General features: G+C 71.4%; 22 protein-coding genes and 1 riboswitch. Of the genes, 5 read left to right on the top strand and 17 right to left on the bottom strand.

Annotated features, from left to right (window positions below; all coding sequences use genetic code 11):
* Window positions 1-100: 100 nt before the first annotated feature.
* From OG520_RS33400 to ribD, 10 genes are all read right to left on the bottom strand, one after another.
* Window positions 101-1,207 (bottom strand): hemolysin family protein, encoded by a 1,107-nt coding sequence (locus OG520_RS33400; RefSeq protein WP_406015575.1) that lies wholly within the window; start codon window positions 1,205-1,207, stop codon window positions 101-103.
* Complete coding sequence (locus OG520_RS33395) at window positions 1,204-2,568, bottom strand: hemolysin family protein (RefSeq protein WP_406015574.1); 1,365 nt, start codon at window positions 2,566-2,568, stop codon at window positions 1,204-1,206. Before OG520_RS33395 ends, OG520_RS33400 begins: the two co-directional genes overlap by 4 nt.
* A 193-nt stretch (window positions 2,569-2,761) precedes the next feature.
* The gene (locus tag OG520_RS33390) at window positions 2,762-3,226 is read right to left on the bottom strand and encodes a PH domain-containing protein (protein ID WP_399334852.1); all 465 of its coding nucleotides are present in this window, start codon (window positions 3,224-3,226) and stop codon (window positions 2,762-2,764) included.
* A 35-nt stretch (window positions 3,227-3,261) separates the two neighbouring features.
* Window positions 3,262-4,110: an ATP phosphoribosyltransferase gene (gene hisG, locus OG520_RS33385; RefSeq protein ID WP_406015573.1), complete on the bottom strand. Its 849-nt coding sequence runs from the start codon at window positions 4,108-4,110 to the stop codon at window positions 3,262-3,264.
* A 71-nt stretch (window positions 4,111-4,181) separates the two neighbouring features.
* Window positions 4,182-4,454: a phosphoribosyl-ATP diphosphatase gene (locus OG520_RS33380; protein ID WP_018524273.1), complete on the bottom strand. Its 273-nt coding sequence runs from the start codon at window positions 4,452-4,454 to the stop codon at window positions 4,182-4,184.
* A 34-nt stretch (window positions 4,455-4,488) separates the two neighbouring features.
* A complete protein-coding gene (gene ribH, locus OG520_RS33375) occupies window positions 4,489-4,974 on the bottom strand; it encodes a 6,7-dimethyl-8-ribityllumazine synthase (protein WP_266422233.1) in 486 nt (161 codons plus the stop codon).
* Window positions 4,975-5,002: 28 nt separating this feature from the next.
* Entirely contained in the window at window positions 5,003-6,301 is a 1,299-nt protein-coding gene (locus OG520_RS33370) for a bifunctional 3,4-dihydroxy-2-butanone-4-phosphate synthase/GTP cyclohydrolase II (RefSeq protein ID WP_385550381.1), read from the bottom strand.
* Window positions 6,298-6,942, bottom strand: coding sequence for a nicotinamide riboside transporter PnuC (locus OG520_RS33365; protein ID WP_384755341.1), 645 nt, complete (start codon window positions 6,940-6,942; stop codon window positions 6,298-6,300). Before OG520_RS33365 ends, OG520_RS33370 begins: the two co-directional genes overlap by 4 nt.
* The gene (locus tag OG520_RS33360; RefSeq protein WP_406015572.1) at window positions 6,939-7,556 is read right to left on the bottom strand and encodes a riboflavin synthase; all 618 of its coding nucleotides are present in this window, start codon (window positions 7,554-7,556) and stop codon (window positions 6,939-6,941) included. Before OG520_RS33360 ends, OG520_RS33365 begins: the two co-directional genes overlap by 4 nt.
* Window positions 7,557-8,657, bottom strand: coding sequence for a bifunctional diaminohydroxyphosphoribosylaminopyrimidine deaminase/5-amino-6-(5-phosphoribosylamino)uracil reductase RibD (ribD, locus tag OG520_RS33355; RefSeq protein ID WP_406015571.1), 1,101 nt, complete (start codon window positions 8,655-8,657; stop codon window positions 7,557-7,559).
* Window positions 8,658-8,816: 159 nt separating this feature from the next.
* Window positions 8,817-8,947, bottom strand: a riboswitch (FMN riboswitch).
* Between the two features lie 232 nt (window positions 8,948-9,179).
* Here ribD and OG520_RS33350 point away from each other — a divergent pair.
* The gene (locus OG520_RS33350; RefSeq protein WP_406015570.1) at window positions 9,180-9,512 is read left to right on the top strand and encodes a hypothetical protein; all 333 of its coding nucleotides are present in this window, start codon (window positions 9,180-9,182) and stop codon (window positions 9,510-9,512) included.
* Here the strand turns inward: OG520_RS33350 and OG520_RS33345 are convergent.
* Window positions 9,482-10,672, bottom strand: coding sequence for an ROK family transcriptional regulator (locus tag OG520_RS33345; RefSeq protein WP_399334838.1), 1,191 nt, complete (start codon window positions 10,670-10,672; stop codon window positions 9,482-9,484). The two genes, OG520_RS33350 and OG520_RS33345, sit on opposite strands and share 31 nt — an antisense overlap.
* 147 nt (window positions 10,673-10,819) lie before the next feature.
* Between OG520_RS33345 and OG520_RS33340 the strand changes: the two genes are divergently transcribed.
* The 3 genes from OG520_RS33340 to OG520_RS33330 all read left to right on the top strand — a co-directional run bounded on the left by OG520_RS33340 (window position 10,820) and on the right by OG520_RS33330 (window position 14,487).
* Window positions 10,820-12,052 carry an MFS transporter gene (locus tag OG520_RS33340; RefSeq protein WP_406015569.1) on the top strand — a complete coding sequence of 411 codons (1,233 nt, stop codon included), beginning with the start codon at window positions 10,820-10,822 and terminating at the stop codon, window positions 12,050-12,052.
* Between the two features lie 183 nt (window positions 12,053-12,235).
* Window positions 12,236-13,621 carry a uracil-xanthine permease family protein gene (locus OG520_RS33335; protein ID WP_406015568.1) on the top strand — a complete coding sequence of 462 codons (1,386 nt, stop codon included), beginning with the start codon at window positions 12,236-12,238 and terminating at the stop codon, window positions 13,619-13,621.
* A gap of 161 nt (window positions 13,622-13,782) precedes the next feature.
* Window positions 13,783-14,487 (top strand): DUF5995 family protein, encoded by a 705-nt coding sequence (locus OG520_RS33330; RefSeq protein WP_406015567.1) that lies wholly within the window; start codon window positions 13,783-13,785, stop codon window positions 14,485-14,487.
* Window positions 14,488-14,505: 18 nt separating this feature from the next.
* Here OG520_RS33330 and OG520_RS33325 read toward each other — a convergent pair whose 3' ends face one another.
* From OG520_RS33325 to OG520_RS33300, 6 genes are all read right to left on the bottom strand, one after another.
* Window positions 14,506-15,438, bottom strand: a complete 933-nt coding sequence (locus OG520_RS33325) for a GNAT family N-acetyltransferase (protein ID WP_406015566.1) — start codon at window positions 15,436-15,438, stop codon at window positions 14,506-14,508.
* On the bottom strand, window positions 15,435-17,594 hold the full coding sequence (locus OG520_RS33320) for a peptidase C14 (protein ID WP_406015565.1): 2,160 nt from the start codon (window positions 17,592-17,594) through the stop codon (window positions 15,435-15,437). Before OG520_RS33320 ends, OG520_RS33325 begins: the two co-directional genes overlap by 4 nt.
* A gap of 64 nt (window positions 17,595-17,658) precedes the next feature.
* A complete protein-coding gene (locus tag OG520_RS33315) occupies window positions 17,659-18,498 on the bottom strand; it encodes an SDR family NAD(P)-dependent oxidoreductase (RefSeq protein WP_399338090.1) in 840 nt (279 codons plus the stop codon).
* Window positions 18,499-18,695: 197 nt separating this feature from the next.
* Window positions 18,696-19,541, bottom strand: a complete 846-nt coding sequence (locus OG520_RS33310) for an amidohydrolase family protein (protein ID WP_385326752.1) — start codon at window positions 19,539-19,541, stop codon at window positions 18,696-18,698.
* The gene (locus OG520_RS33305; protein ID WP_266422063.1) at window positions 19,538-20,725 is read right to left on the bottom strand and encodes a mandelate racemase/muconate lactonizing enzyme family protein; all 1,188 of its coding nucleotides are present in this window, start codon (window positions 20,723-20,725) and stop codon (window positions 19,538-19,540) included. Before OG520_RS33305 ends, OG520_RS33310 begins: the two co-directional genes overlap by 4 nt.
* Complete coding sequence (locus tag OG520_RS33300) at window positions 20,725-22,095, bottom strand: aspartate aminotransferase family protein (RefSeq protein WP_406015564.1); 1,371 nt, start codon at window positions 22,093-22,095, stop codon at window positions 20,725-20,727. Before OG520_RS33300 ends, OG520_RS33305 begins: the two co-directional genes overlap by 1 nt.
* A 303-nt stretch (window positions 22,096-22,398) precedes the next feature.
* On the opposite strand from OG520_RS33300, the gene OG520_RS33295 reads away from it, so the two are divergent.
* A complete protein-coding gene (locus tag OG520_RS33295) occupies window positions 22,399-23,256 on the top strand; it encodes an IclR family transcriptional regulator (protein ID WP_399338085.1) in 858 nt (285 codons plus the stop codon).
* The last annotated feature ends 141 nt before the right edge of the window (window positions 23,257-23,397 follow it).

Genomic DNA, 23,397 nt, shown 5'->3' with positions numbered 1-23,397 from the left:
GCCGGAGGGACCGGGCGACGGCCCCTCCGGCGACCCGGAAGGTGTTGCTGAAGCGTGCGTGTCAGACCCCGCGAGACAGACGGGACTTCTCAAACACGCCTTAGCGGACCGACGCGGTGAGTTCCCCGTAGCCGGTCGTCGTGCTCGCGGGCTCCGCCGCCCGGCGCGGGACCCCGACCCGGTGGGCCGGGTCCCGCACCTCGCCGACGAGCATCTCCAGGACGTCCTCCATGGCGACCAGGCCGAGGATCCGGCCGGACGCGTCGGCGACCTGTGCCAGGTGCGTCGCCGCCCTGCGCATCACGGTCAGGGCGTCGTCCAGGGGCAGTTCGGCCCGTACGGTCGCCATCGGGCGCCATACGTGCTGGGGGACGGCCCGCTCGCCGTCCTCCAGGTCCAGGACGTCCTTGACGTGCAGATAGCCCATGAACGGACCGCCGCCCTCCGCGCACACGGGAAAGCGCGAGTAGCCGGTACGTACGGTCAGCTCCTCGATCCGGTGCGGGGTGACGGACGGATCCACGGTCACCAGGGAGGCCCTGCTGAGCAGCACGTCGGTGACCGGCCTGCTGCCCAGCTCCAGTGCGTCCTCCAGCCGCTCCTGTGCCTCCGGCTCCAGCAGTCCGGCCTGACCGGAGTCCTCGACGAGCCGGTTGAGCTGCTCGCTGGTGAAGACGGCCTCCACCTCGTCCTTCGGTTCGACTCCGAAGATCCGGAGGACCAGCCGGGCGCAGGCGCCCAGTGCGGCGGTGACCGGGCGGCAGAGGCGGGCGAAGCCGACGAGTCCGGGGCTGAGCCAGAGCGCGGTCTTCTCCGGCGCCGCCATCGCGAGGTTCTTCGGGACCATCTCGCCGATGACGAGGTGGAGGAAGACCACGAAGACGAGTGCCAGGACGTAGCCCAGCGGATGGATGAGGCCCTCGGGCAGGTGGACCGCCTGGAAGACCGGCTCCAGCAGATGGGCGACGGTCGGTTCGGCGACGGCGCCGAGGGTCAGTGAGCAGACGGTGATGCCGAACTGGGCGGCGGCCATCATCTGCGGCAGGTTCTCCAGTCCGTACAGCACCTGGCGCGCCCGGACCGACCCGGCCGCCGCGAGCGGCTCGACCTGGCTGCGCCGTACGGAGACGAGGGCGAACTCGGCACCGACGAAGAAGCCGTTCGCCAGCACGAGGAGCGCGGCGAAGAGCAGTTGGACCAGGCTCATCGCACGGCCTCCAGGAGCTCATGGGCCACCGGGGCCCCGGCGCCGGCCGGCTCGGCCGTGCGCACGAAGCGGACCTTCTCGGCGCGGTAGTGGCCGACCTGGCGGACGGAGATCCGCCAGCCGGGCAGCTCGGCCCGGTCGCCGGGGGCGGGGATGCGTCCCAGCAGATCGGCGACGAGTCCGGCCACGGTCTCGTACGGCCCGTCGGGGACGTCGAGTCCTATCCGGCGCAGGGTGAGAACCCGGCAGCTGCCTTCGGCGTCCCAGGCCTGGCGGCCGTCCTCCGCGGTGGCGGGGGCCAATTCGGGCCGGTCGGCGCCCTCGGCGTCGTGCTCGTCCCTGACCTCGCCGACGAGCTCCTCGATGATGTCCTCGAGGGTGACGACTCCGGCGGTGCCGCCGTACTCGTCGACCACGACGGCGATCGGCTGCTCATTGCGGAGTCGCTGGAGCAGCTGTTCGACGGGCAGGGTCTCCGGGACCAGCAGCGGCGGTACGGCGATCCGTCCGGCCGGGGTGCGCAGCCGGTCCTGGGCGGGCACGGCGAGCGCGTCCTTGAGGTGGATCATGCCGACGACCTCGTCGATCCGCTCCCGGTAGACGGGGAAGCGGGAGAGGCCGGTGGCGCGGGTGAGGTTGAGGACGTCCTGTGCGGTCGCCGAGGACTGCAGGGCGCTGACCTTCACCCGGGGGGTCATGACGTGCTGGGCGGTGAGTCCGGCGAGCGACAGGGTCCGTACGAAGAGATCCGCGGTGTCCTGTTCGAGGGTGCCGGCCTCGGCCGAGTGCCGGGCCAGGGAGACCAGCTCCCCGGGGGTGCGGGCGGAGGCCAGCTCGTCGGTGGGTTCGACACCCAGCAGCCGCACCAGCCGGTTGGCCACAGTGTTCAGCAGGCTGATCACCGGCCGGAAGACGGCGGAGAAACGGTGCTGAGGGCCGGCGACGAACCGGGCGACCTGGAGCGGCCGGGAGACCGCCCAGTTCTTGGGCACGAGTTCGCCGATCACCATCTGGACGGCGGAGGCCGCCATCATCCCGATCACCACGCTGACGCCGGGGACCGCGCCGTCGGGCAGCCCGGTCGCGGTGAGGGGGCCCTCCAGCAGCTGGGCGAGTGCCGGCTCGGCGAGCATGCCGACGACCAGTGAGGTGATGGTGATGCCGAGCTGGGTGCCGGAGAGCTGGAAGGAGAGTTCACGCAGGGCTTCGACGACGGTGCGGGCCCGCCGGTCGCCCTCGGCCGCGGCGCGCTCGGCGTCCGGCCGTTCCACCGTGACGAGCCCGAATTCGGCTGCCACGAAGAATCCGTTGGCGAGGATGAGAAGGAATGCCGCGCTCAGAAGCAGCAGGGGGGTGGTCATGCCGCCGCCTCCGGGGAAGGGGCGGCGCAGGTACTACCGGACGATCCGTCCATTGCTGGAAGGAGTCACTCCTTGGGTCGCAGGAAAGCCCCGCCGGTCTCGATTCTCGTGGACCTCTGGTTGCGGGGCGGGGTGCGCAGGGGCACCGCCGCCCTCCAGAGTAATCAAGAAGAGGCCGTGCGGGGCAGGGGGCTCAGCCGATGTCCGTTCCGGTGCCGTGGTTCTCGGCGAGGGCGCGGAGCGTACGGGCGTCGCGGATGGCCTGCTGCTTGGCGATTCCGGGCTGGATACCGAGGGCGGGCATGCTGGTCCCGTCGCTCAGGTCGAGAAAGACCCAGGGGTCACCGACCCGCAGGTTGACCCGGAGGATCTCCGCCCAGGACAGCCGGCGCGTCCGGGTGAGATTGACCACGGTCACCCCGTCCTCGTTCGCGACGACCTTCGGGCGGCTGAGCAGCGCGAGTACGCCGAAGAACAGCAGTGCCGTGAAGACGAAGCTGGCCCGCTCCCCCGGGCTCAACTGCTCCAGGGTCAGGGCGACGGCGGTGATGACGAAGAACATCGCCGCCCCCACGGTCAGCAGGACCACCCGGGTTCGGGTCGGCCGGAACGTGACCGGGAGGGTGGGGAGTTCGGGCCGGGGTGCGGGGGCGGACATGATGTTCTTCTGTCTTCCGGGTGGTCGCCCGGCCGTCAGAGGCGGCAGGCGTGGATGGCGGTGGTGAGGATGGCGCGGGCGCCGAGGTCGTACAGATCGTCCATGATCCGCTGGGCCTCCCGGGCCGCGACCATGGAGCGGACGGCGACCCAGCCCTCGTGGTGCAGCGGCGAGATGGTCGGCGACTCCAGGCCCGGGGTGAGGGCGACCGCGCGCTCCAGGTGCTCGACGCGGCAGTCGTAGTCCATCATCACGTAGGAGCGGGCGACCAGGACGCCCTGGAGGCGGCGGAGGAACTGCTGCACCTTGGGGTCGTCGTCGGGTGCGCCGGTGCGGCGGATGACGACGGCCTCCGACTTCATGATCGGCTCGCCGATGACTTCGAGTCCGGCGTTGCGCAGGCTGGTGCCGGTCTCCACGACGTCGGCGATGACCTGGGCGACACCGAGTTCGATGGCGGTCTCGACCGCGCCGTCGAGGTGGACGACAGAGGCGTTGACGCCGACGTCGGCGAGGTGCTTGGCGACGATGCCCTCGTAGGAGGTGGCGATCGTCTTGCCGTCGAAGTCCTGCGGGCCCTCGGCCGTGCCGGGCTTGGTGGCGTAGCGGAAGGTGGAGCGGGCGAAGCCGAGCTGGAGGATCTCCTCGGAGTCGGCGCCGGAGTCCAGCAGCAGGTCGCGGCCGGTGATGCCGATGTCGAGGCGGCCGGAGCTCACGTAGATCGCGATGTCGCGCGGCCGCAGGTAGAAGAACTCGACCTCGTTCTCGGGGTCGACGAGGACGAGTTCCTTGGACTCCTTGCGCTGCTGGTAGCCGGCCTCATGGAGCATCGCCATCGCAGGCCCGGAGAGTGAACCCTTGTTGGGGACGGCGATGCGCAGCATGAGGTCAGGTTTCCTTTGCGAGGAGGGAGTCTTGTGCGGGCGTGCGGACGTACGTGGTGCTGAGGTGGTGCTCAGAGATGGGCGTAGACGTCGTCGAGCGAGATCCCGCGGGCGACCATCATCACCTGGACGTGGTACAGCAGCTGGGAGATCTCCTCGGCGGCCGCGTCCTTGCTCTCGTGCTCGGCGGCCATCCAGACCTCGGCGGCCTCCTCGACGACCTTCTTGCCGATGGCATGGACACCCTTGTCCACGAGCTCGGCGGTACGGGAGGTGGAGGGGTCGCCGTTGGCGGCCTTGAGCTGCAGCTCGGCGAAGAGCTCTTCGAAGGTTTTGTTCGCCATGATGGTCTTAGAGTACGGGGTCCGGGCCCTGCGCTCAGCGCCAGGGCTCGCTGACCGTACGCAGCGTGGCGGCGGTGGCGACGGCCGCGGTGACCGCTTCATGCCCCTTGTCCTCGTTGGACCCTTCCAGGCCGGCCCGGTCGAGCGCCTGCTCCTCGGTGTCGCACGTGAGTACGCCGAAGCCGACCGGGACCCCGGTGTCGACGGCGACCTGGGTGAGACCGTTGGTGACGCCGTTGGACACGTACTCGAAGTGCGGGGTACCGCCGCGGATGATCACGCCGAGGGCGACGATCGCGTCGTAGCCGCGGCCCGCGAGGACCTTGGCCACGACCGGGAGTTCGAAGCTGCCGGGCACCCGGAGCAGGGTCGGCTCGTCGATGCCGAGCTCGTGCAGGGCGCGCAGGGCGCCGTCGACGAGTCCGTCCATGATCTTCTCGTGCCACTGCGCGGCGACGACCGCCACGCGCAGGTCGCCGCAGTTGCGTACGGACAGTTCGGGTGCGCCCTTGCCGCTCATGTCTCTCCTACCGCTCGTTTCCGTGATCTCACTGGTTGCCGCAGGTCGACGCCGTGGCGGTGTCGAGCCAGGGCAGGTCGTGCCCCATGCGGTCGCGCTTGGTGCGCAGGTAGCGCAGATTGTGTTCGCCGGCCTGGACGGGCATCGGCTCGCGGCCGGTGACGGCGAGCCCGTGGCGCAGGATGGCGGCCGTCTTGTCGGGGTTGTTGGTCATCAGCCTGAGGCTGTGGACGCCGAGGTCCTTGAGGATCTGGGCGCCGGCCGCGTAGTCCCGGGCGTCGGCGGGCAGGCCGAGCTCCAGGTTGGCGTCGAGGGTGTCGATGCCGCGCTCCTGGAGTTCGTAGGCGCGGAGCTTGGACAGCAGTCCGATGCCGCGGCCCTCGTGGCCGCGCAGGTAGACGACGACGCCGCGGCCCTCCTCGGTGATCCGGCGCATGGAGGCGTGCAGCTGGGGGCCGCAGTCGCAGCGCTGGGACTGGAAGATGTCGCCGGTCAGGCACTCGGAGTGGACCCGGACCAGGACGTCGTCGCCGTCGCCGAGGTCGCCGTGGACGAGCGCGACGTGCTCGACGCCGTCGGTGGTGGAGCGGTAGCCGTACGCGGTGAACGCGCCGAAGCCCGTCGGCAGCCGTACCTCGGCCTCACGGCGGACCGTCGGCTCCGAGCTGCGGCGGTAGGCGATCAGGTCCTCGATGGAGATGATCGTGAGGCCGTGCTTGCGGGCGAACGGGACCAGTTGGGGCAGCCGCAGCATCACCCCGTCCTCGCCGGCGATCTCCACGATGGCCCCGGCGGGCCGCAGTCCGGCGAGCCGGGCGAGGTCGACGGCGGCCTCGGTGTGGCCGTTGCGGACCAGCACCCCGCCGGAGCGGGCGCGGAGCGGGAAGATGTGGCCGGGCCGTACGAAGTCGCCGGGGCCGGCCTCGCCGCCGGCCAGCAGCCGGAGCGTGGTGGCCCGGTCGGCGGCCGAGATGCCGGTGGTGACGCCGTGGGCGGCGGACGCGTCGACGGAGACGGTGAACGCGGTGCGCATCGACTCGGTGTTGTGGTCGACCATCTGCGGCAGTTCGAGCCGTTCCAGCTCGTCGTTCTCCATGGGCGCGCAGATCAGGCCGCGGCATTCGCTCATCATGAACGCGACGATCTCGGGGGTGGCCTTCTCCGCGGCGATGACGAGGTCGCCCTCGTTCTCCCGGTCCTCGTCGTCGACGACCACGACGGGCCGTCCGGCGGCGATGTCGCGGATCGCCTGCTCGACGGGGTCCAGGCGTAGGTCCTCGGCGGCGTCCTCGTGCTCCCGGTGCAACCAGGTGGGCTGGGCAGTCATGCCGTGGCTCCTTCCAGAGCGGGTGTCCGCGAACGCAGCCACCAGTCGCGCATGCCCCACAGGACGAGGGCGCCGTACACGACGTAGATGAGACCGGAGAAGGCGAGTCCGCTGTGGAAGTTCAGCGGTACGCCGACCAGGTCGACCAGCAGCCAGGCGAACCAGAACTCGACCATGCCGCGGGCCTGGGCGAGCATCGCGACGAGCGTCCCGGCGAATATGTACGCGTCCGCCCACGGGCTCCAGGAGAGCGAGGGGAACGCGGTGAACAGGCCGCCGACCGCGAGGGTGCCGAGTGCGGCGCCGCCCAGCAGGTAGCCGCGCTCGCGCCAGGTGGCGAACCGTACGGCGATGGAGCCGTCCTGGGCCTGTTGCCTGCCCCGGGTCCACTGCTGCCAGCCCCAGACGGCCACGGCGATGACGACGAGCTGCTTGCCGACGCTGCCCGCCTGGTGCACGGAGGCGTTGGCCGCGACCAGCACGACGCCGGACAGCAGCTGGGCGGGCCAGGTCCAGATGGAGCGGAGCCAGCCCAGGGTGAGCGCGATCAGACCGACGGTGTTGCCGATCATGTCGGACCAGATGATGTGCTGCCCGAAGACAGTGAACGCCTCCGAGTTCAGCCAGTGCAGGGCACTCACTTCACCGGCTCCTCGGGCTCCTGCGCGGGGTTGCCGAGCAGTCGCTCGACGTACTTCGCGATGACGTCCACCTCCAGGTTGACCGGGTCGCCGGGCTCCTTGATGCCGAGCGTGGTCAGGGCGAGGGTGGTGGGGATGAGGCTGATGGTGAAGTGGTCGGGTCCGGCGTCCACCACGGTGAGGCTGACGCCGTCGACGGTGATCGATCCCTTCTCCACCACGTAGCGGGTCAGCTCCGCGGGGAGGGAGATCTTCACGACCTCCCAGTTCTCCGAGATCCTGCGCTCGACGATGCGCCCGGTGCCGTCGACATGGCCCTGGACGATGTGCCCGCCGAGCCGGCCGCCGACCGCCATGGGGCGTTCCAGGTTGACCCGGGAGCCGGTGTCCAGGGCGCCGAGGCTGGACCTGTTGAGGGTCTCGGCCATCACGTCCGCGGTGAACTCGCCCTCGCCGAGGTCGACGACGGTGAGGCAGACGCCGTTGACGGCGATGGAGTCGCCGTGCTTGGCGCCTTCGGTGACCACGGGACCGTGGAGGCGGAATCGGGAGGCGTCGCCGAGTTTCTCGACGGCGGTGACTTCACCCAGTTCTTCGACAATTCCGGTGAACACTCAGTTTCCCTTCCGGGCAGGGCCGGGGACGGCGGTGATGCGCAGATCGGGGCCGATACGGACGGTCTCGGTCACATCGAGGCGCAACGCCTCGGCAATGGTGGAGATTCCGGCATCGGCGAGGGCCGCGGGGCCGGCGCCGAGGAGCACGGGGGCGAGATAGCCGACGACCTTGTCGACCGTTCCCGCGGCGACGAAGGCCCCGGCCAGGGTCGGGCCGCCTTCGAGGAGTACGGAGCGGACGCCGCGCCCGTGCAGGGCGCGGAGCAGGGCGGGGATGTCCAGGCCGGGGCCGGTGGCGGCGCGCGGCAGCCGCACGACGGCCGCTTCGGGCAGGTGCCCGGCGTCGGCGTCCTCGGCGACGGCGATCAGGGTGGGCGCGGTGCCGTCGAGAACCCGGGCGCCGGGCCGTACGGCGGTGGCGCCGGTGTCGACGACCACCCGCAGCGGCTGCACTGCGTCCTCGATGCCGCGTACCCCGAGCTGCGGGTCGTCGGTGCGGGCGGTGCCGGAGCCGACCACGACGGCGTCGGCCTCGGCGCGCAGCCGGTGGACGTCGGCGCGGGACTCGGGAGAGGTGATCCAGCGGCTGGTGGCGTCGGCGGCCGCGATCCGGCCGTCGAGGGTCGCCGCGTACTTCCACAGGACGTACGGGCGGCCCAGGCGCACCGAGGTCAGCCAAGCCGCGTTGCCCGCCTCGGCCTCGGCCGCGAGGAGCCCCTGCTCGGCCTCGGTCCCGGCCGCGCGCAGGGTGTCGGCACCGCCGGTGGCCTGCGGGTTCGGGTCGCCGACCGCGTAGACGACCCGGGCGACCCCGGCCTCGATGAGCGCCTGGACGCAGGGGCCGGTGCGGCCGGTGTGGTTGCAGGGTTCGAGGGTGACGTAGGCGGTGCCGCCCCGGGCCCGGTCGCCCGCGTCGCGCAGGGCGTGGATCTCGGCGTGCGGTCCGCCGGCCCGCTGGTGGAAGCCCTCGCCGGCGTGGCGGCCCGCGGCGTCGAGGATGACGCAGCCGACGACGGGGTTGGGGCTGGTGGAGCCGAGACCGCGGGCGGCGAGCGTGATCGCACGGCGCATGGCGGTGATGTCGGCTGCGGTGTCCACCGGGTCCTCCTGCCTCTTCGGGCACGGACTCCGGGGCCTGTCGATGACGACAGATGAAGCGGGAACGCCACGGGGGAACGCCGGAAATGCCGGAAAACACGGATGGATCGGTTGCCCGAAGACCATCCGCCGACGGCGGCGTACCCGCGAAACGGCCCGCCGCGCACTGCCTCCCATCCGGACTTTAACCGTCGGTCCAGGAATCCCACCTGGTCAACCGGCCGCTGGATGCGGACGGGTCGCGGACTATAACCGCCGGTTCGGAATTGCACCGACCCCGGAGTGCGCTGCTGCTGGTACACGATCAGTGTGCCACGCCCGGCGGAGGACCATGCGGGTGAGTGCTTGTGGACTGGCTCACAGGACGGCCGCGGCGAGGGGTGCGGCCGAAGAAGTTGACACTTAAAGGTCCAGATCCGTTGACGCACTGGTCTAGTCCTTTTTATCTCTGCGCCACCTCCGAGGAGCGGTCCCGTGGTGTGCGCACACCCGGGGCATCAACACGACCCACCCCCTTGCCAGTTGCGTTCTGCCGAACCTCCCCGGGAGGAACCGAACGCGCTGTCCCCCACCCGTGCGAGAGCCACCCTGCTCGCAGGCGGCGTAGCCGTCGCCAGACTGCTGATGGGCTCGCTCGCCGCCACCTCGTCGGCCGCCGCCGACCAGGAGCCCGTTCCCACCCCACGGCCCCTCCGACAGGACTCGCTCCAGCTCACCGAACCGACAGCAGCTCACCACCTTCCGTACCGCCCGGCGGTGACCGGATCGCCCCTGGTCACCGTCGGCCTCTCCCCTGCCCGGGGAACCGACCGGCCGTCCGGGGACTACCCGGCCGGCGTGAACAGCTCGTCCTGAGCCGCCTCCCGGGCGGCGAGCAGCGCGCCGCGGAGCACCGCCGCGCCGCCCAGCCGCCCGGCCCTGACCTCGGTGCGCAGCGGTGACATCAGGGTCAGCCGCTCCTCGACCCGTGCCGCGAGCGCGTCTCCGCCGGCATGGCCGACCTCGCCCGCCAGCAGCACACAGCCCGGGTCGAGGACCGAGGCGATGGCGGCGGCGCCGACCGCGAGACGGCCGGCGAGGGCGTCCAGGAACGCCTCGCCGTCCCCCTCCCCCGCCAGCGCGGCCCGCACGGCGAACGCCGCGCCCGGTTCCTTGTCCCCCTCGGCGGTGCCCGGGGGCACGGCGATGCCGTGGGCGGCGGCCAGTTCACAGACCGGGGCGGAGCCCACCAGCGCGTGGAACCCGCCGTCGCAGTTGACGGCCGACGGCGTGCCCGCGATGCCGGGCACCGGCAGGAAGCCGATCTCGCCCGCGCCGCCGGAGGCTCCCCGGCGGAGCTTCCCGTCCAGCATGACGGCGGCGCCGACGCCGTGGCCGAGCCAGAAGAGCACGAAGGTGTCGTGGTCGGCCGCCGCGCCGCCGCGGTGTTCGGCGACGGCGGCGAGATTGGTCTCGTTCTCGACCAGCACGGTCGCGGGCAGCCGTTGCTGGAGCACCCGCACCAGCCGCCGGTGCCAGGCGGGCAGCCCGGTGGTGTCGCGCAGCTCGCCGGTGACCGGGTCGATCAGACCGGGCGCGCCGATGCCGACGCTGTGCAGCGGGCCGGCACCGGCCTCGCGCGCCGTGCGTTCCAGCAGTGCGGCGGCCTGTTCGGCGGCGGCCTCGGTGTCGGTGTCGCTGCCGATGGGCAGGGTGGCCTCGGCGAGCGTGGCGCCGAGAAGATCGGCGACGACCACGGCGACGCTGCCGGTGCGTACGTCGAGGGCGGCGAGATGGGCGCGGTCGGCGGCGATCCCGTACAGCCGGGCGTTGGGACCGCGGCGCTCGGCGCCGGCCTCGCCGACGACGCGGATCAGACCGGCCCCCTGCAACCGGTCGACGAGGTCGGCGACGGTGGGCCGGGACAGGCCGGTCAGGGTCTTCAGCTGCGTGGCCGTCAGCGGGCCGTCCTGCTGGAGCAGTCGCAGGGCGAGCCGGTCGTTGATGGCCCGTGCGGTGCTCGGTGATGCGGGCATGCCGGGATCCTTCCAGATCGCTGACGCACTGGATGCCCAGGCGCACTATTTATCAGGCAGGGTTCCTGATAGTTTACGGCGCGCACCGTGGAGTCGGGCGCCGGGACCACCGGCAACAGAGGATTCCCCAGGGGAGGGCACGGCGGTATGACAGCGGATTCCACAGACACGGCCTTCGGCACGGAGCAGGTGAGGCGGGCCAGGTTCGCCGTCGCCGCCGTCTTCACCGTGCACGGCGCGGTGACCGGCAGCTTCGCCACCCGGGTGCCCTGGATCCAGGACCACGCCGGGCTCAGCGCCGGTCAGCTCGGCCTCGCCCTCGCCTTCCCGGCGATCGGCGCCTCGCTCGCCATGCCGCTGGCCGGTGCGATCAGCCATCGCTTCGGCGCCAGGACCGCGTTGCGCGGACTGCTCGCCCTGTGGACGCTGGCGCTGATCCTGCCCTCGACGGCGCCCAACCTGCTGACGCTGTGCGCCGCGCTCTTCGTGTACGGGGCGACGGCCGGGATGTCGGACGTGGCGATGAACGCCCTCGGCGTCGAGGTGGAGAACCGCCTCGACAAGTCGATCATGTCCGGACTGCACGGGATGTGGAGCGTGGGCGCCCTGATCGGTTCGGCGGCGGGCACGGTGGCCGCGCATCTGGGCGCCGACGCCCGGCTGCACCACGCCCTGGCCGCCCTCGTGCTCACCACGCTCGGCCTGATCGCCTGCCAGGGCGTGCTGGACCTGCGCAGCCGGCCGGACGAGGAGCCGCCGCCGCGCTTCACCCTGCCGCCGAAGTCGGCGCTGATCATCGGCGCGGTGGGCTTCTGCGCGGTGTTCGCCGAGGGGGCCAGCCTGGACTGGTCGGCGGTCTACCTCCGGGACGTCATGGACACCTCCGCCGGGCTCGCCGCGGCTTCCACGACGGCGTTCGCGCTGACCATGGCGGTCGCCCGGATCGCCGGCGACAAGGTCGTCGACCGCTTCGGCGCGGTCCGGACCGTACGGGTCGGCGGCGTCCTCGCGACGGTCGGCGGGATCCTCGTGGTCGCCTCGCCGGACGCGGCGCTCGCGATGTGCGGCTTCGGGCTCCTGGGCCTCGGAGTGGCGGTGGTCGTCCCGCTCGCCTTCGCGGCGGCCGGGCGCAGCGGCCCGAACCCGAGCCAGGCGATCGCGGGCGTCGCCACGATCACGTACACCTCGGGGCTGATCGCCCCGTCCGCGATCGGCTCGCTGGCCGAGGCGACCTCGCTGGTCGTCTCGTTCGGCCTGGTGACGGTGCTCGCGTTCGGTCTGGTGCTGGGGGCCGGGGTGCTGCGGGCGGGCGACCGCAGGCAGGTGTCGTCCTCGGACGCCGGTGCCCCGAGCACGAAGTCCGCCGAGCCGCGTCCCTGACCGGCCGGGCCGGCGGACGGCCGGGGCCCGTTCCCCTCCGTCGCCCGCATCCGCCGTGCTCAGGGGCCATGGCCCGGCCGCGAGCATGCCACGATCCGGCATTACCATGGCGCTGATCATTTCTGCGGCAGCGACGTGCCCGGCGAGGCGCTCGGCTCCGCACCTACACAACAGGGAGCGACCATGGGCCTCGGCGTGCGCTGGACCTTGCACGGCGACGGGAAGACCCCCGCACCGGGGGCCGTGGTCCGGCCGGACGAACGGCTCTCCTGGCCCCGTACGTTCGGACTGGGCGCCCAGCACGTGGTCGCGATGTTCGGCGCGTCGTTCGTCGCTCCGGTACTGATGGGCCTGGACCCGAACCTGGCGATCATGATGTCGGGTGTCGCGACGGCCATCTTCCTGCTGGCCACGCGCGGCCAGGTGCCCAGCTACCTCGGCTGCTCGCTCTCCTTCGTCGGGGTCGCCGCGACGATCCGGGCGAGCGGCGGCAGCAGCGCGGTGGTCACCGGCGCGGTCTTCGTCGTCGGTGCGGTGCTCTTCCTCGCCGGTCTCGCCGTGCAGCGCTTCGGCGCCCGGATCATCCACGCGGCCATGCCGCCGGTCGTCACCGGTGCCGTCGTCATGCTGATCGGTTTCAACCTGGCTCCGGTGACGGCGTCGACGTACTGGCCGCAGGACCAGTGGACGGCGCTGCTGGTGATGCTGTTCACCGGACTGGCCGTAGTGTGCCTGCGCGGTTTCTTCTCGCGCATCGCGATCTTCCTCGGCCTGGTCTTCGGGTACGCGCTGTCCTGGGTCTTCGACCGGATCTTCGGCAAGATCCACTCCCCGGCCGGCGGCGCCGGGGCCGTGGACCACTGGCGGCTCGACCTGTCGGGCGTGGCCAAGGCCGACTGGATCGGGCTGCCCTCCTTCCACGCGCCGAGCTTCGAGTGGTCGGCGATCCTGGTCGCGCTGCCGGTGGTCATCGCGCTGATCGCGGAGAACGCCGGGCATGTGAAGGCCGTCGGCGAGATGACCGGCTCCTCGCTGGACGACAAGCTGGGCACCGCGATCGCCGCCGACGGCGCCGCGTCGATGCTGTCGACCGCGGTGGGCGGTCCGCCGAACACCACGTACTCGGAGAACATCGGCGTGATGGCCGCGACCCGGGTCTACTCCACCGCCGCGTACTGGGCCGCCGCCTGCTTCGCCCTGCTCTTCGGCCTCTGTCCCAAGTTCGGCGCGGTCGTCGCCGCCATCCCCGGCGGTGTGCTCGGCGGCATCACCGTCATCCTCTACGGCATGATCGGCCTCCTCGGCGCCCAGATCTGGCTGAACGCCAAGGTCGACCTGCGCAACCCGCTGAACCTGGTGCCGGCCGCCGCGGGCATCATCATCGGCGTCGGCGGGGTCAGCCTGAAGATCACCGACAACTTCGAGCTGAGCGGGATCGCGCTGGGCACCATCGTGGTGATCACCGGCTATCACGTGCTGCGCGCCTTCGCCCCGGCACACCTCAAGACCCAGGAGCCCCTGCTGGACTCGGGCACCTCGGCGTACGACGAAGGGCCGTCGAAGGACTAGGCGTAAGGGCAGTCCCGTAGTACCGGAAGGGTGAGCCCGGCCATACCGGAAGGGTGAGCTCGGCCGCCGCACAGCCGGCACGTGTCGCGGCCGTTCCCCCGTTCCGATGAACCCTGGGTCCGTCGGCGCCGTCCCGGTCCCGCGGCTGGGACGCTGCCCCCATGGCTCAGTTCGAGCAGTCGCACAGCTCCGTCCCCGACATCGCCTCCGTGATCGAGCGGATGCGCGCGTTCCGTTCCGCCTGGCCGCCGGTGGACGGCGCCGAGGACGGGGTGGAGGTCTTCAACCGCGTCTATCTGACGGTCACCGAGACCGTCCGGCAACAGATCGACGACGGTGCGTTCCCGGACCGGCAGGCCGCCGCCGCGCTGGACGTGCGGTTCGCCGAGCGCTACCTGTCGGCGGTCGACGCCGCGGCGGCGGGACACCCGCCGCCCGACTGCTGGCGTCCGCTCTTCCAGTACCGGCGCCATCCCGGCGTACGGCCGCTGCAGTTCGCGCTGGCCGGCATCAACGCGCACATCGGCCACAATCTGCCGCTCGCCGTCGTGGACGCCTGCCGCACGCTCGGCTGCGCCCCGCCGGCCCTGGAGGACGAGTTCGACCGGGTGGGCGATCTCCTCGTGATGCTGGAGGAGCGGATCCGCGAGGACCTGATGCCGGGCCCGGATCTGCTGGAACTCGCGGACCCGCTCACCCATCTGCTCGGCTCGTGGAGTCTGGAGCGGGCCTGTGAGGCGGCCTGGTCGGCGGCGCTGGTGCTGTGGCGGCTGCGTGATGTGCCGCTGCTGGCCGAGGAGTTCAGAAAGCGGATGGACGCGGGAGCGGGGCTGGTGGGGCGCTGTCTGCTCACTCCGCATCGCTGACGGCGCCCCGCCCGGCCCTCAGAAGCAGTCGCCGTACCAGTGGACCGCACCGGGTGCCGTGACCGTGGCCCGGACGGCGTCCGCGGAGGCGTGCAGCGGGCGTGCCATGCCCACCTGCTCCGCCACCGGCCGGGCGTCCGCCAGCAGGAACGGCAGCGCCGCCCGGACCCCGGGAGCGTCGGGGAGCCGGACCCGGGCCCGGCCCAGGCCCGCCGCCCGGCCCCGCTCGCCGACGGCCGCGAACAGCTCGCCCAGACATTCGGGGGCGCCCGCGAATTCGCGCACCTCCACGCACTCCCCCTCGTACTGGGCCACCATCCAGCCGACGAGCGCTCCCGATCCGGGGTCCTCGGCCACGAGCGACCGGTCGAGCGGGCCGTACCAGGCGGGCACCCGCACCGCCCAGTCCTCCGGCGCCCGCAACGAGCCGAGCGGCCGGTTCGCGTTGTACGCGTGGTGCAGCGCGGCCACCTCGGCGGCGTCCCGCGCGGTGGCCTCGCGGATCCGAAACGTCCCGGCGGCGGGCGAGGGCGCGAGCGCCCCCTCGGTGTACGAGCTCTCGAACTCCTGCCATCCCGAGCCCCGGTAGACGCCGGGAGTCCCGGTGAACAGCAGCGACCAGGCGCACTGTTCGGCCCTCATGGTGTGCTCCGCCGCCACCAGCAGCCGCCGCACCAGCCCCTGTCCCCGCGCCTCGGGACGGGTGGCGACGCTACCGATGCCGCCGACCCGCCGCGGGGTGCCGTCCGCGTCGCGGATCAGCCTCGGTACGTAGACGACGACCGCGTCGATCCCGTCCCCCGAGGCGTTCTGCGCGACGAAGGTGTGCCGGTGGCGGTCCGGGTCGAGGGCGTGCAGGGCGACGACCTGCGGGGCGTCGAAGCACCGCTGCCACAGGGCGGCCAGGGCCGGGTCGTCGGCCGCCGTCGCGGTCCGGATGACGGCGGTCACAGGGTCAGGTTCCCGTCCGTGCGCACCTTGTCGCTGTTCGCGGGCATCGCGTCGCGCTTCGTCCCGTTCTCCACGCACGAGGTGTGCAGGACCGAGTCCAGCGCACCGGGGGCGAGGTGGAGCGTGCCACCGGTGAAGCGGCTCCCGGTGGCCGCGTAGTGGTTGGTGCCGTCATCGATGCGGACATGGGCGGTGTCCGCGTCGGAGGCGGCGCTGCTGAGCGCGCTGATGTCCCAGGTCACCTTCCCCGGACCGGCCGCACGGCCGAGCAGCGCCTTGGCCTTGTTGCTGCCGGTGAGACGGGCGCCGCCGGTGACGGTGATCCGCTGGTCGCGCACGGCGCTGAGTTCGATGCCGGTGTTGTCGTAACTGCCGCCGTCGATCCGCAGATCCGCGGATCCGACCGAGAGCGGGGCCGCGTTCTCGGCGCCGGTGACGGTGCAGTCGGTGAAGTGGACGGGCCCCGCCCCGCGCAGGATCGCGCCGTCGACGCCCTTGAACGTGCAGCGTACGAAGTGCACGGGCGCGGTGACCGGGGTCTGTACGAGGACGGCGCCCGCGGGCGGCTCGAAGGAGCAGTCGCTGATGGTGGTCGGCCGGGTGGAGCGGGCGGAACGCTGGGCGACGGCGAAGGTCTTCGCGGTGCAGCCGCGCACCTGGGCGCCGTCGGCGTTGACGGTGAGGGTGCCGGCCTGGTCGAAGGTGGGGCGCGCGATCACCGTGATGTCCTCGAGGGTCAGGTCGGTGATCTTGGTGTTGGCGGTGAACCAGGAGCAGACATGTCTGCGTACGGTGATCCGCTTCGCGGAAATCCCCCACTGCGCACCGGAGTTGGCAATGTCCATCAGTCCGGAGTTGCCGTCGAAGAGCAGATCGTGCTCGTACTGCCCGTGCGTCGTGAAGGGATTGCCGCCCGCGTCGTCGCCGTCGCCGTGGCAGTTCACCACGGTGCAGTAGGCGGAGGCGGTGAGGTCGTTGAGGTGGCGCACATTGCTGGTGGTGCAGTCCGCGACCCGCCCGTACAGGCAGTAGATCTGCTGGGTGAGATAGCCCGCGCCGCCGTACTCGACGGTGGGCGGGTTCTTCAGCGAGCACTCCTCGGTGCGGAAGCGGGTGCACCAGCGGCGCATGATGACCGGCCAGAAGGTGCCGGTGGCATGGATTCCGGAGACGTCGCAGCCCACCGCGTACTCGAAGCTGACGGGGTGCGAGCCGGTGTACTCGTCGGGGCCGGCGCCCTCGAAGACCATGTTGCGGATGTGCGTGTTGCGGACCGGTTCGACGCGGGTCCAGGTGAGGTTGCGGCCAGCGGCGAGTTCCCAGCCGTTGAGGTAGCCGATCCGGATGTGTCCCGCGTCGACGATCTCGGTGATCTCGACCAGCTTCTGCAGTTCGCGCTCGTCACCGCCGCCGCCCGCGACCGGGTCGACCTGCACGGCCCACCACTGACCGACCTCGAACGCCTTGGCGTCGGGGACCGGGAAGGTGTCGGTGAGCTCGATGACCTTGCCGGAGAGCGCGTGCCTGACGGTGGTGTCGGTGACGGTGCCGCGGAAGGAGAGGACGGCGCCGAAGGGGTTGTCGTGGGTGTTCTTCTCGATGCCTTCGGTGCGTATGCGGTGGCCGCCGAAGTCGAGTTCGATGTCGGAGCGGTTGAAGAGGTGGCGTTTGGTGAGGAGAAGGTCGGTGTGGGCTTCGATGCGGTGGACGCTGTTGTCGGCGATCATGGCGTCGAGGGCGGCGTCGGCGGGGGTCTTCGCGTCGAAGTGGCCGAAGGTGCGGAAGTCGAGGGTTCCGGTGTGGAGCTGGTGCCAGCGGCCGGTGCCGTTCCTGGCGGGGGCGATGACGGTGCCGCCGTTGTGTGCGGCGTCGGACTTCCTGTGCCAGCGCACGGCCATGGAGCCGCCGTCGCCGGGGGTGCGGTAGCCGGCGATCAGGACCTGGGTGCCGTCGTCGAGCGGCTTGGTGTTCAGGGCGCGCAGTGCGTCGACCGTGTCGACGCGGAGCACGTCGCCGGTGTGCGAGGGTGCGGCCTGCGCGGAACCGGCGGCCACGGCCGAACCGGCCATGACCAGACCGGCCAGACCCGAAGCCCGAAGAAGATTCCGGCGGGACGAGGCGGAGGACGGAGCAGGGGACGAAGCATTGACGGACATGACGGAGGCGCTCCTCGCGTTGTCGATGCGTGCTCGGTGGGAACCGACTGCCGGTCGGTCGCGGTCAGATCGTGTTGCGGTACGGCGGCATGAAACGCATACGCGGCATCTGGTCGGCCAGTACTCCCCCGTCGACGACGATGCGCGCCCCGGTGAGATACGCCCCGGCGTCCGAGGCGAGCAGCAGCAGCGCACCGACGCACTCGTCGGGCTGCGCGTACCTGCCGAGCGGGATGCGCTCGCGGTAGGCGGATTCGAAGGCCTCCCGGTCGAAGGGGAATTCGCCGTCGATGGGCGTCTCGACCATGCCGGGGGCGAGGGTGTTGGCGGTGATGCCGTGCGGGGCGAGTTCGACCGCCAGGGTCTCGGTGAGCAGTTGGGCGGCGGCCTTGGAGGCGTTGTAGTGGGCCAGGCCGGCCTCCGCCACCAGGGCGTTCTTCGACGTGATGGTGATGATGCGGCCCGCGACCGAGTCCGCCGTCATGTGTTCGGCGATGCGCTGGCTGAGGAAGAAGACGGCGTCGACATTGACCCGCATGATGTGCGACCAGCTCGCGGGGGTGATCTCGTTGAAGCGCTCCAGCGCCGCCGTGCCGGCGTTGTTGACCAGGATGTGCAGCGGTCCCGCCTCGGCGCGTACGGCGTCGACGAAGCCGGGCAGCGCGTCGATGTCCGCGAGATCCTGTCCGTACGTCCGGCACCCGCGGCCGAGTGCCTCGATCGCCGCCGCGGTCTCGGCGACGCCCTCGGCACCGGGCAGGTCGACGAGGACCAGATCGGCGCCCGCCTCCGCGAGGCCCACGGCGAAGGAACGGCCGAGGCCCCGGGCGGCCCCGGTCACGACCGCGGTGCGGCCGGTCAGATCGAAGCGGTCGGTCCCGCGGGGCGGAACGGCTGCGGTCATGGCGGGGGTTCCTCCAGGCGGAGAGGTACGGAGAGGTACGGAGGGGGTGGGTCGGGTCCGGTCCTGATCGCCGGAAGGGTCCGGGCCGCCGCGCTGGGACACATGGGTGATGGCGCGGCGGCCCGGCTGCCGGTCGGTACCGGGCGACAGGGGGATGACCCCGGCACCGTACCGGCAGGTTCGGGAGAACGGCCGGGTCAGCCGTTCAGGCCCAGCAGGTCCAGCGACGGCCGGTGGATGATCTCCTCCACCGCGTCCGCGTCGAGCGGCGGCAGTCCGGGGATGCCGGGGATCCGGGCGATCTCCCGCAGCCCCTTCACCGAGTCGTCGACCGTCGTGAACGGGTAGTCGCTGCCGAACATCAGCTTGTCGAAGACCCCGTAGTCCTGGACCAGCCGGAGGCTGTGCCAGAGCTGGAAGGGCCGGTAGTGCAGGGCGCTGATGTCCGCGTACACGTGCGGGTGCTTGCGGATGACCGCGATGCACTCGCCCTCGAAGGGGTGGCCGAGGTGGGCGAGGACCATCCGCAGTTCCGGGTGGCGGATGGCGACCGCGTCCAGGTGGCGGGGCATCGCCCACTCCAGCGGCGCGCTCGACACGAAGGTGGTGCCGGTGTGCACGAGCAGCGGGAGTCCGTGCCGTTCGGCGTACGTGTACAGCTCGTCGTACTCCTCGGCGGCCGGGTCGAAGCCCGCGTACATCGGCATCAGTTTGATGCCGCGCAGGCCCAGTTCCTGGTGACCGTACCTGAGTTCGTCCTGCCAGCCGGGCTGGGTGGGGTCGAGGGACAGGTAGCCGATGAGCCGGTCGGGGTGCTGTGCGGTGTACGAGGCGACGGCGGCGTCGTCGACCCAGAGGCCGCTGCGCCGGGCCTTGCCGCCGACGACGATCGTGCGGGTGCCCTCGGGGGCGGTGGCGGCGTACTCCTCCCACTTCACCGTGAGGTCGACCTCGCCCGCGTGGGCGCGGGCGGAGTCGGACTTGAACGGGTCGGTGAAGTCGTGGCTGTGCCGGAAGAGATGCGAGTGGACGTCGACGATCATGTCCGGTTCCGCTTCTCCCAGCCGTCCGCGAACATGTTCCAGAAGCGGTGGCTGGGCGGGTGTTCCTCGAAGACCTCGTCGACGAGCTCGACACCGAGGCCCGGTGCGGTCGGCAGGCCGATGCGGCCGTCGACGATCGGCAGGGTGCCCTTGAGCGCGTCGAAGACGTAGTCCTCGAGGAGTCCGTCGAAGGTTTCGAGGATCTTGAAGTTGGGGATTCCGAGCGTCGCGTGCACCGAGACGGTGGTGCAGAGCGGCGAGTTGGAGTTGTGCGGGGCCACCAGCATGCCGTGGGTATCGGCGGTCGCGGCGAGCTTCCTGACCTCGGTGAAGCCGCCGGCCATGGAGAGGTCGGGCTGGATGATGTCGACCGCGTTGGTGGCGAAGAGCTGCTTGTACTCGTAGCGGTTGTGGAAGTGCTCGCCGCCGGAGATCGGGAACGCGGCGCGCTGCCGGAGTTCCGCGTAGCGCTCGATGTGGGTCCACGGCATCGGCTCCTCGAACCAGCCGATGTCGAAGGGTTCCAGCTCCCGCACCAGTCGGGCGGCGGTCGGCATGGCGAACCGGGCGTGGCCCTCGATGAAGAGGTCGACGTCCGGTCCGATGGCCTCGCGGACGGCGGCCACGAGGTCGACGGAGCGGCGCAGCTCGGCGCGTTCCAGCTCGTGCAGTCCGGGGCCGAAGGGGTCGAACTTGAGGGCGGTGAAGCCCTTCGCCACGGTCTCCTTCGCCTTGGCCGCGAACGTCTCGGGCTCGCGTTCGCCGGTGTACCAGCCGTTGGCGTACACCCGTACGTCGTCCCGGCAGGCGCCGCCGGTCAGCCGGTACGCGGGGACGCCGAGCGCCTTGCCCATCAGGTCGTACATCGCCTGGTCGAGGCCGGACAGGGCGACGCCGCCCATGTCGCCGCCGCGCAGGAAGTCGCCCTGGTAGACGCGGAGCCAGAGCTCCTCGATGTCGAAGGGGTCGGCGCCGATGAGATGGCGCCGGGCCAGCGCCTCGGTCAGCGCGCAGACCTCGCGGACGCGGTAGGGGTGGGTGATCTCGCCGATGCCGGACAGGCCCTCGTCGGTGTGGACCCGGACGTAGCCGAAGTCGCGCCAGGAGGTGCCGAGCATCAGGGTCTCGACCCGGGTGATCCGTCCGGCGGGGCCGGCCGGGCGGGTGCGGTTGACGGTCAGCATCAGCGGGTCGCCCCGCCCATGGTGGAGGTGTTCTCCAGGTCGCGGGCGCCGCCGTCGGCGAGCACGGCCTTGACCGCGGCCTCGGTGCCCTCGACGAGACGGTCCACGTCCGCGTCGGTGTGGGCGTAGCTGATGTGGCTGCGCTTGAGGTTGAGCGGCAGCTCGAACAGGCCGTGGTCGAGGAGCTTGCGGCGGTAGCCGACGAACAGCGAGGCGTCGTTGTTCAGCAGGTCCGCGTAGGTGCGGGGGGCCTCGCCGGGCATGAAGTAGCTGACGAAGACGGAGCCGTAGCCGGTGACGACCGCGGGGACGCCGAGGCGCTCGTACAGTCCGGTCAGTTCGGTGCGGACGCGCTCGCCGAGCCGGAAGACGTGCTCGTGGACCGGCTCCTCGCGGAGCTTGCGCAGGGTGGCGAGGGCGGCGGCGACGACGGACGGGTGGCCGTTGTACGTGCCGGCGAAGAAGGCGGGGGCGCCGGGGCGGGTGGAGAAGAGGTCCATCAGGTCGGCGCGGCCGCCGATCGCGCCGACGGGGGCGCCGTTGGCGATGGCCTTGCCGAGGGTGGTGAGGTCGGGGGTGATGCCGGAGATCTTCTGCCAGCCGCCGATGTCGTGGCGGAAGCCGGTGATGACCTCGTCGAAGATCAGGACGCTGCCCGCCTTCGTGGTCTCCTCGCGCAGCGTGGTGAGGAACTCCTGGTACGGCAGGAGCGCCCCGACGTTGTGCGGGACGGGCTCGACGATCACGGCGGCGATGTCGGAGCCGTGCTCGGCGAAGGCGCGGCGGACGGCCTCGCTGTCGTTGAACGGCAGGACGAGGGTGGCTTCGAGGACCTCGGGCAGGATGCCGGTCGAGATCGGGTCGTGGCCGCCGACCTTCTCGGGCGCGGAGATGACGTTGAGGCTGACGGCGTCGTGCCAGCCGTGGTAGCAGCCCTGGAACTTGACGACCAGACGGCGGCCGGTGGCGGCGCGGGAGACGCGCAGCGCGTGGAACGTGGCCTCGCTGCCGGTACTGGTGAGCAGCACCTTCTCGATCGAGGGGATCAGCTCGGTGAGCTGTTCGGCGAGGAGTACCTCGCCCTCGGTGACGCCGACGCCCATGTGGCCGAGGGTGGCACCGGCCTCCGCGGTGGCGCGGGCCACGTCGGGGTCGTTGTGACCGAGCAGGGGCGGGCCGAACGCCGAGTGGAAGTCGGTGTACTCGCGTCCGTCGGCGGTACGGAACCGTGCGCCGTCCGTCCCCGTGACGACCAGGTCGGTCAGTCCGGGAACACTGCGCTGACCGCTGTTCACGCCGCCGGGTACGACCTGGCGGGCGCGCTCGGCGAGTCGGGCTCCGGATTCGTTGCCTACCGGGCCTGAACTCATATCGCTTGCTCCTTGCGTCGAGAGTCGTCGGTCTTCGCAGGCCCTGCCCGGCCCGTGAGTCCCTGGCGCCATCCGCCCGGCAGTCGCCGCAGGAAGAGAATGATCCGTGGTGCTTGAGGTGGTGCTTCAGGTGGTGCGTTTCGCTTTTTCTGAACACTGTTCTGTAGAGCAGAACAGTGCCTGGATATTACGTCCGGCTCCGGGGCCGGTCAAGACCCTTTCAAACCCAGGAAGGCCCGATTCCGCGCTTTCTTCACAGAGAAAGCGCGTTCGAGCCTCCCCGAGGCACTACGCTGTTCTGCTATGACGAACAGTGCTGCCCCAGAAGAACCGAAGTACTGGGTCAAGAGCGTGGCCAGGGCAGCGGACATCCTCGAGGCGCTCGCCGCCCCCGCACAGGGGAACGGCCTGAGCGTCACGGAGGTCGGCCAGGCCTGCTCCATCTCCAAGAGCGCCGCCTTCGGCATGCTCCAGACCCTGCGCGCCTATGGCCTCGTCTCGGACGACGGCGAGGGCATGAACCGCCGCTACCGGCTCGGCATGAGCCTGGCCAGACTCGGTGACCGGGCCCGCTCCCAGGTGTCCCTGCGCGGGGTCGCCCACCCGGTCCTGCGCGAGCTGACCCGGGCCACCGGTATGGCGTCCAGGCTCGCCGTGCCCGAGGACGGCCACGCGGTCGTCGTGGACCAGGTCGAGCTCGACCAGCGCGTCCGGCTCGATCTGCGGATGGGGCAGCGCGAGCTGCCGCACTGCACGGGCCTGGGCAAGGCGCTGCTCTCCGCCGTGCCGCCGGACGAGGCGGCCGCGGTCGTCGAGCGGTTCGGGCTGCCCCGGCGCACCTCCCGCACGATCACCGACCCGGCGACCTTCCTGTCGCATCTGCGCGACATCGCCCGGGTCGGCTACGCCCTGGACGACGAGGAGGACGCCGAGGGCATCATCTGCATCGGCGCGCCGGTCTTCGACGACCGTTCGGTGTGTGCCGGGGCGGTCTCCATCACCGGCCTCAAACTCGGCCTGCCGGCCTGGCGCTACCAGGAACTGGGCGGCCAGGTGCGGGACGCGGCCCGCCGGATCAGCCTCTCGCTCGGCTGGGTCGACGACTCGGACGGCGCCTCGTCCGACAGCGACACGTCGCATTCCGACGGAATCGGGTCTTGACCAAACGGCGTAACCCGCCGTAGGTTCCCTGCCAACTGCGGTGACATTCCATGGTCACCGGCGATTTACCCCTTCCGGCCTGGTTCCGGCGCCTGCCCATCGCGCCGTGGACATCCGACGACCGGACCCTTTTCAGCCATC

Origin of the sequence: Streptomyces sp. NBC_00984, from assembly GCF_045162475.1 — a bacterium.
Lineage (GTDB): Bacteria > Actinomycetota > Actinomycetes > Streptomycetales > Streptomycetaceae > Streptomyces.
This window is presented reverse-complemented; position numbering and strand designations above follow the sequence as displayed.

Coding starts and splice junctions, on each gene's coding strand:
- OG520_RS33305 (WP_266422063.1), bottom strand. CDS start 20,725: ATGCTGACCGTCAACCGCACCCGCCCGGCCGGCCCCGCCGGACGGATC.
- OG520_RS33390 (WP_399334852.1), bottom strand. CDS start 3,226: ATGTCCGCCCCCGCACCCCGGCCCGAACTCCCCACCCTCCCGGTCACG.
- OG520_RS33310 (WP_385326752.1), bottom strand. CDS start 19,541: ATGATCGTCGACGTCCACTCGCATCTCTTCCGGCACAGCCACGACTTC.
- OG520_RS33295 (WP_399338085.1), top strand. CDS start 22,399: ATGACGAACAGTGCTGCCCCAGAAGAACCGAAGTACTGGGTCAAGAGC.
- OG520_RS33320 (WP_406015565.1), bottom strand. CDS start 17,594: ATGTCCGTCAATGCTTCGTCCCCTGCTCCGTCCTCCGCCTCGTCCCGC.
- OG520_RS33380 (WP_018524273.1), bottom strand. CDS start 4,454: ATGGCGAACAAAACCTTCGAAGAGCTCTTCGCCGAGCTGCAGCTCAAG.
- OG520_RS33335 (WP_406015568.1), top strand. CDS start 12,236: ATGGGCCTCGGCGTGCGCTGGACCTTGCACGGCGACGGGAAGACCCCC.
- OG520_RS33345 (WP_399334838.1), bottom strand. CDS start 10,672: ATGCCCGCATCACCGAGCACCGCACGGGCCATCAACGACCGGCTCGCC.
- OG520_RS33395 (WP_406015574.1), bottom strand. CDS start 2,568: ATGACCACCCCCCTGCTGCTTCTGAGCGCGGCATTCCTTCTCATCCTC.
- OG520_RS33330 (WP_406015567.1), top strand. CDS start 13,783: ATGGCTCAGTTCGAGCAGTCGCACAGCTCCGTCCCCGACATCGCCTCC.
- ribH (WP_266422233.1), bottom strand. CDS start 4,974: ATGAGCGGCAAGGGCGCACCCGAACTGTCCGTACGCAACTGCGGCGAC.
- OG520_RS33315 (WP_399338090.1), bottom strand. CDS start 18,498: ATGACCGCAGCCGTTCCGCCCCGCGGGACCGACCGCTTCGATCTGACC.
- OG520_RS33300 (WP_406015564.1), bottom strand. CDS start 22,095: ATGAGTTCAGGCCCGGTAGGCAACGAATCCGGAGCCCGACTCGCCGAG.
- OG520_RS33400 (WP_406015575.1), bottom strand. CDS start 1,207: ATGAGCCTGGTCCAACTGCTCTTCGCCGCGCTCCTCGTGCTGGCGAAC.
- OG520_RS33340 (WP_406015569.1), top strand. CDS start 10,820: ATGACAGCGGATTCCACAGACACGGCCTTCGGCACGGAGCAGGTGAGG.
- hisG (WP_406015573.1), bottom strand. CDS start 4,110: ATGCTGCGCATCGCCGTCCCCAACAAGGGTTCACTCTCCGGGCCTGCG.
- OG520_RS33370 (WP_385550381.1), bottom strand. CDS start 6,301: ATGACTGCCCAGCCCACCTGGTTGCACCGGGAGCACGAGGACGCCGCC.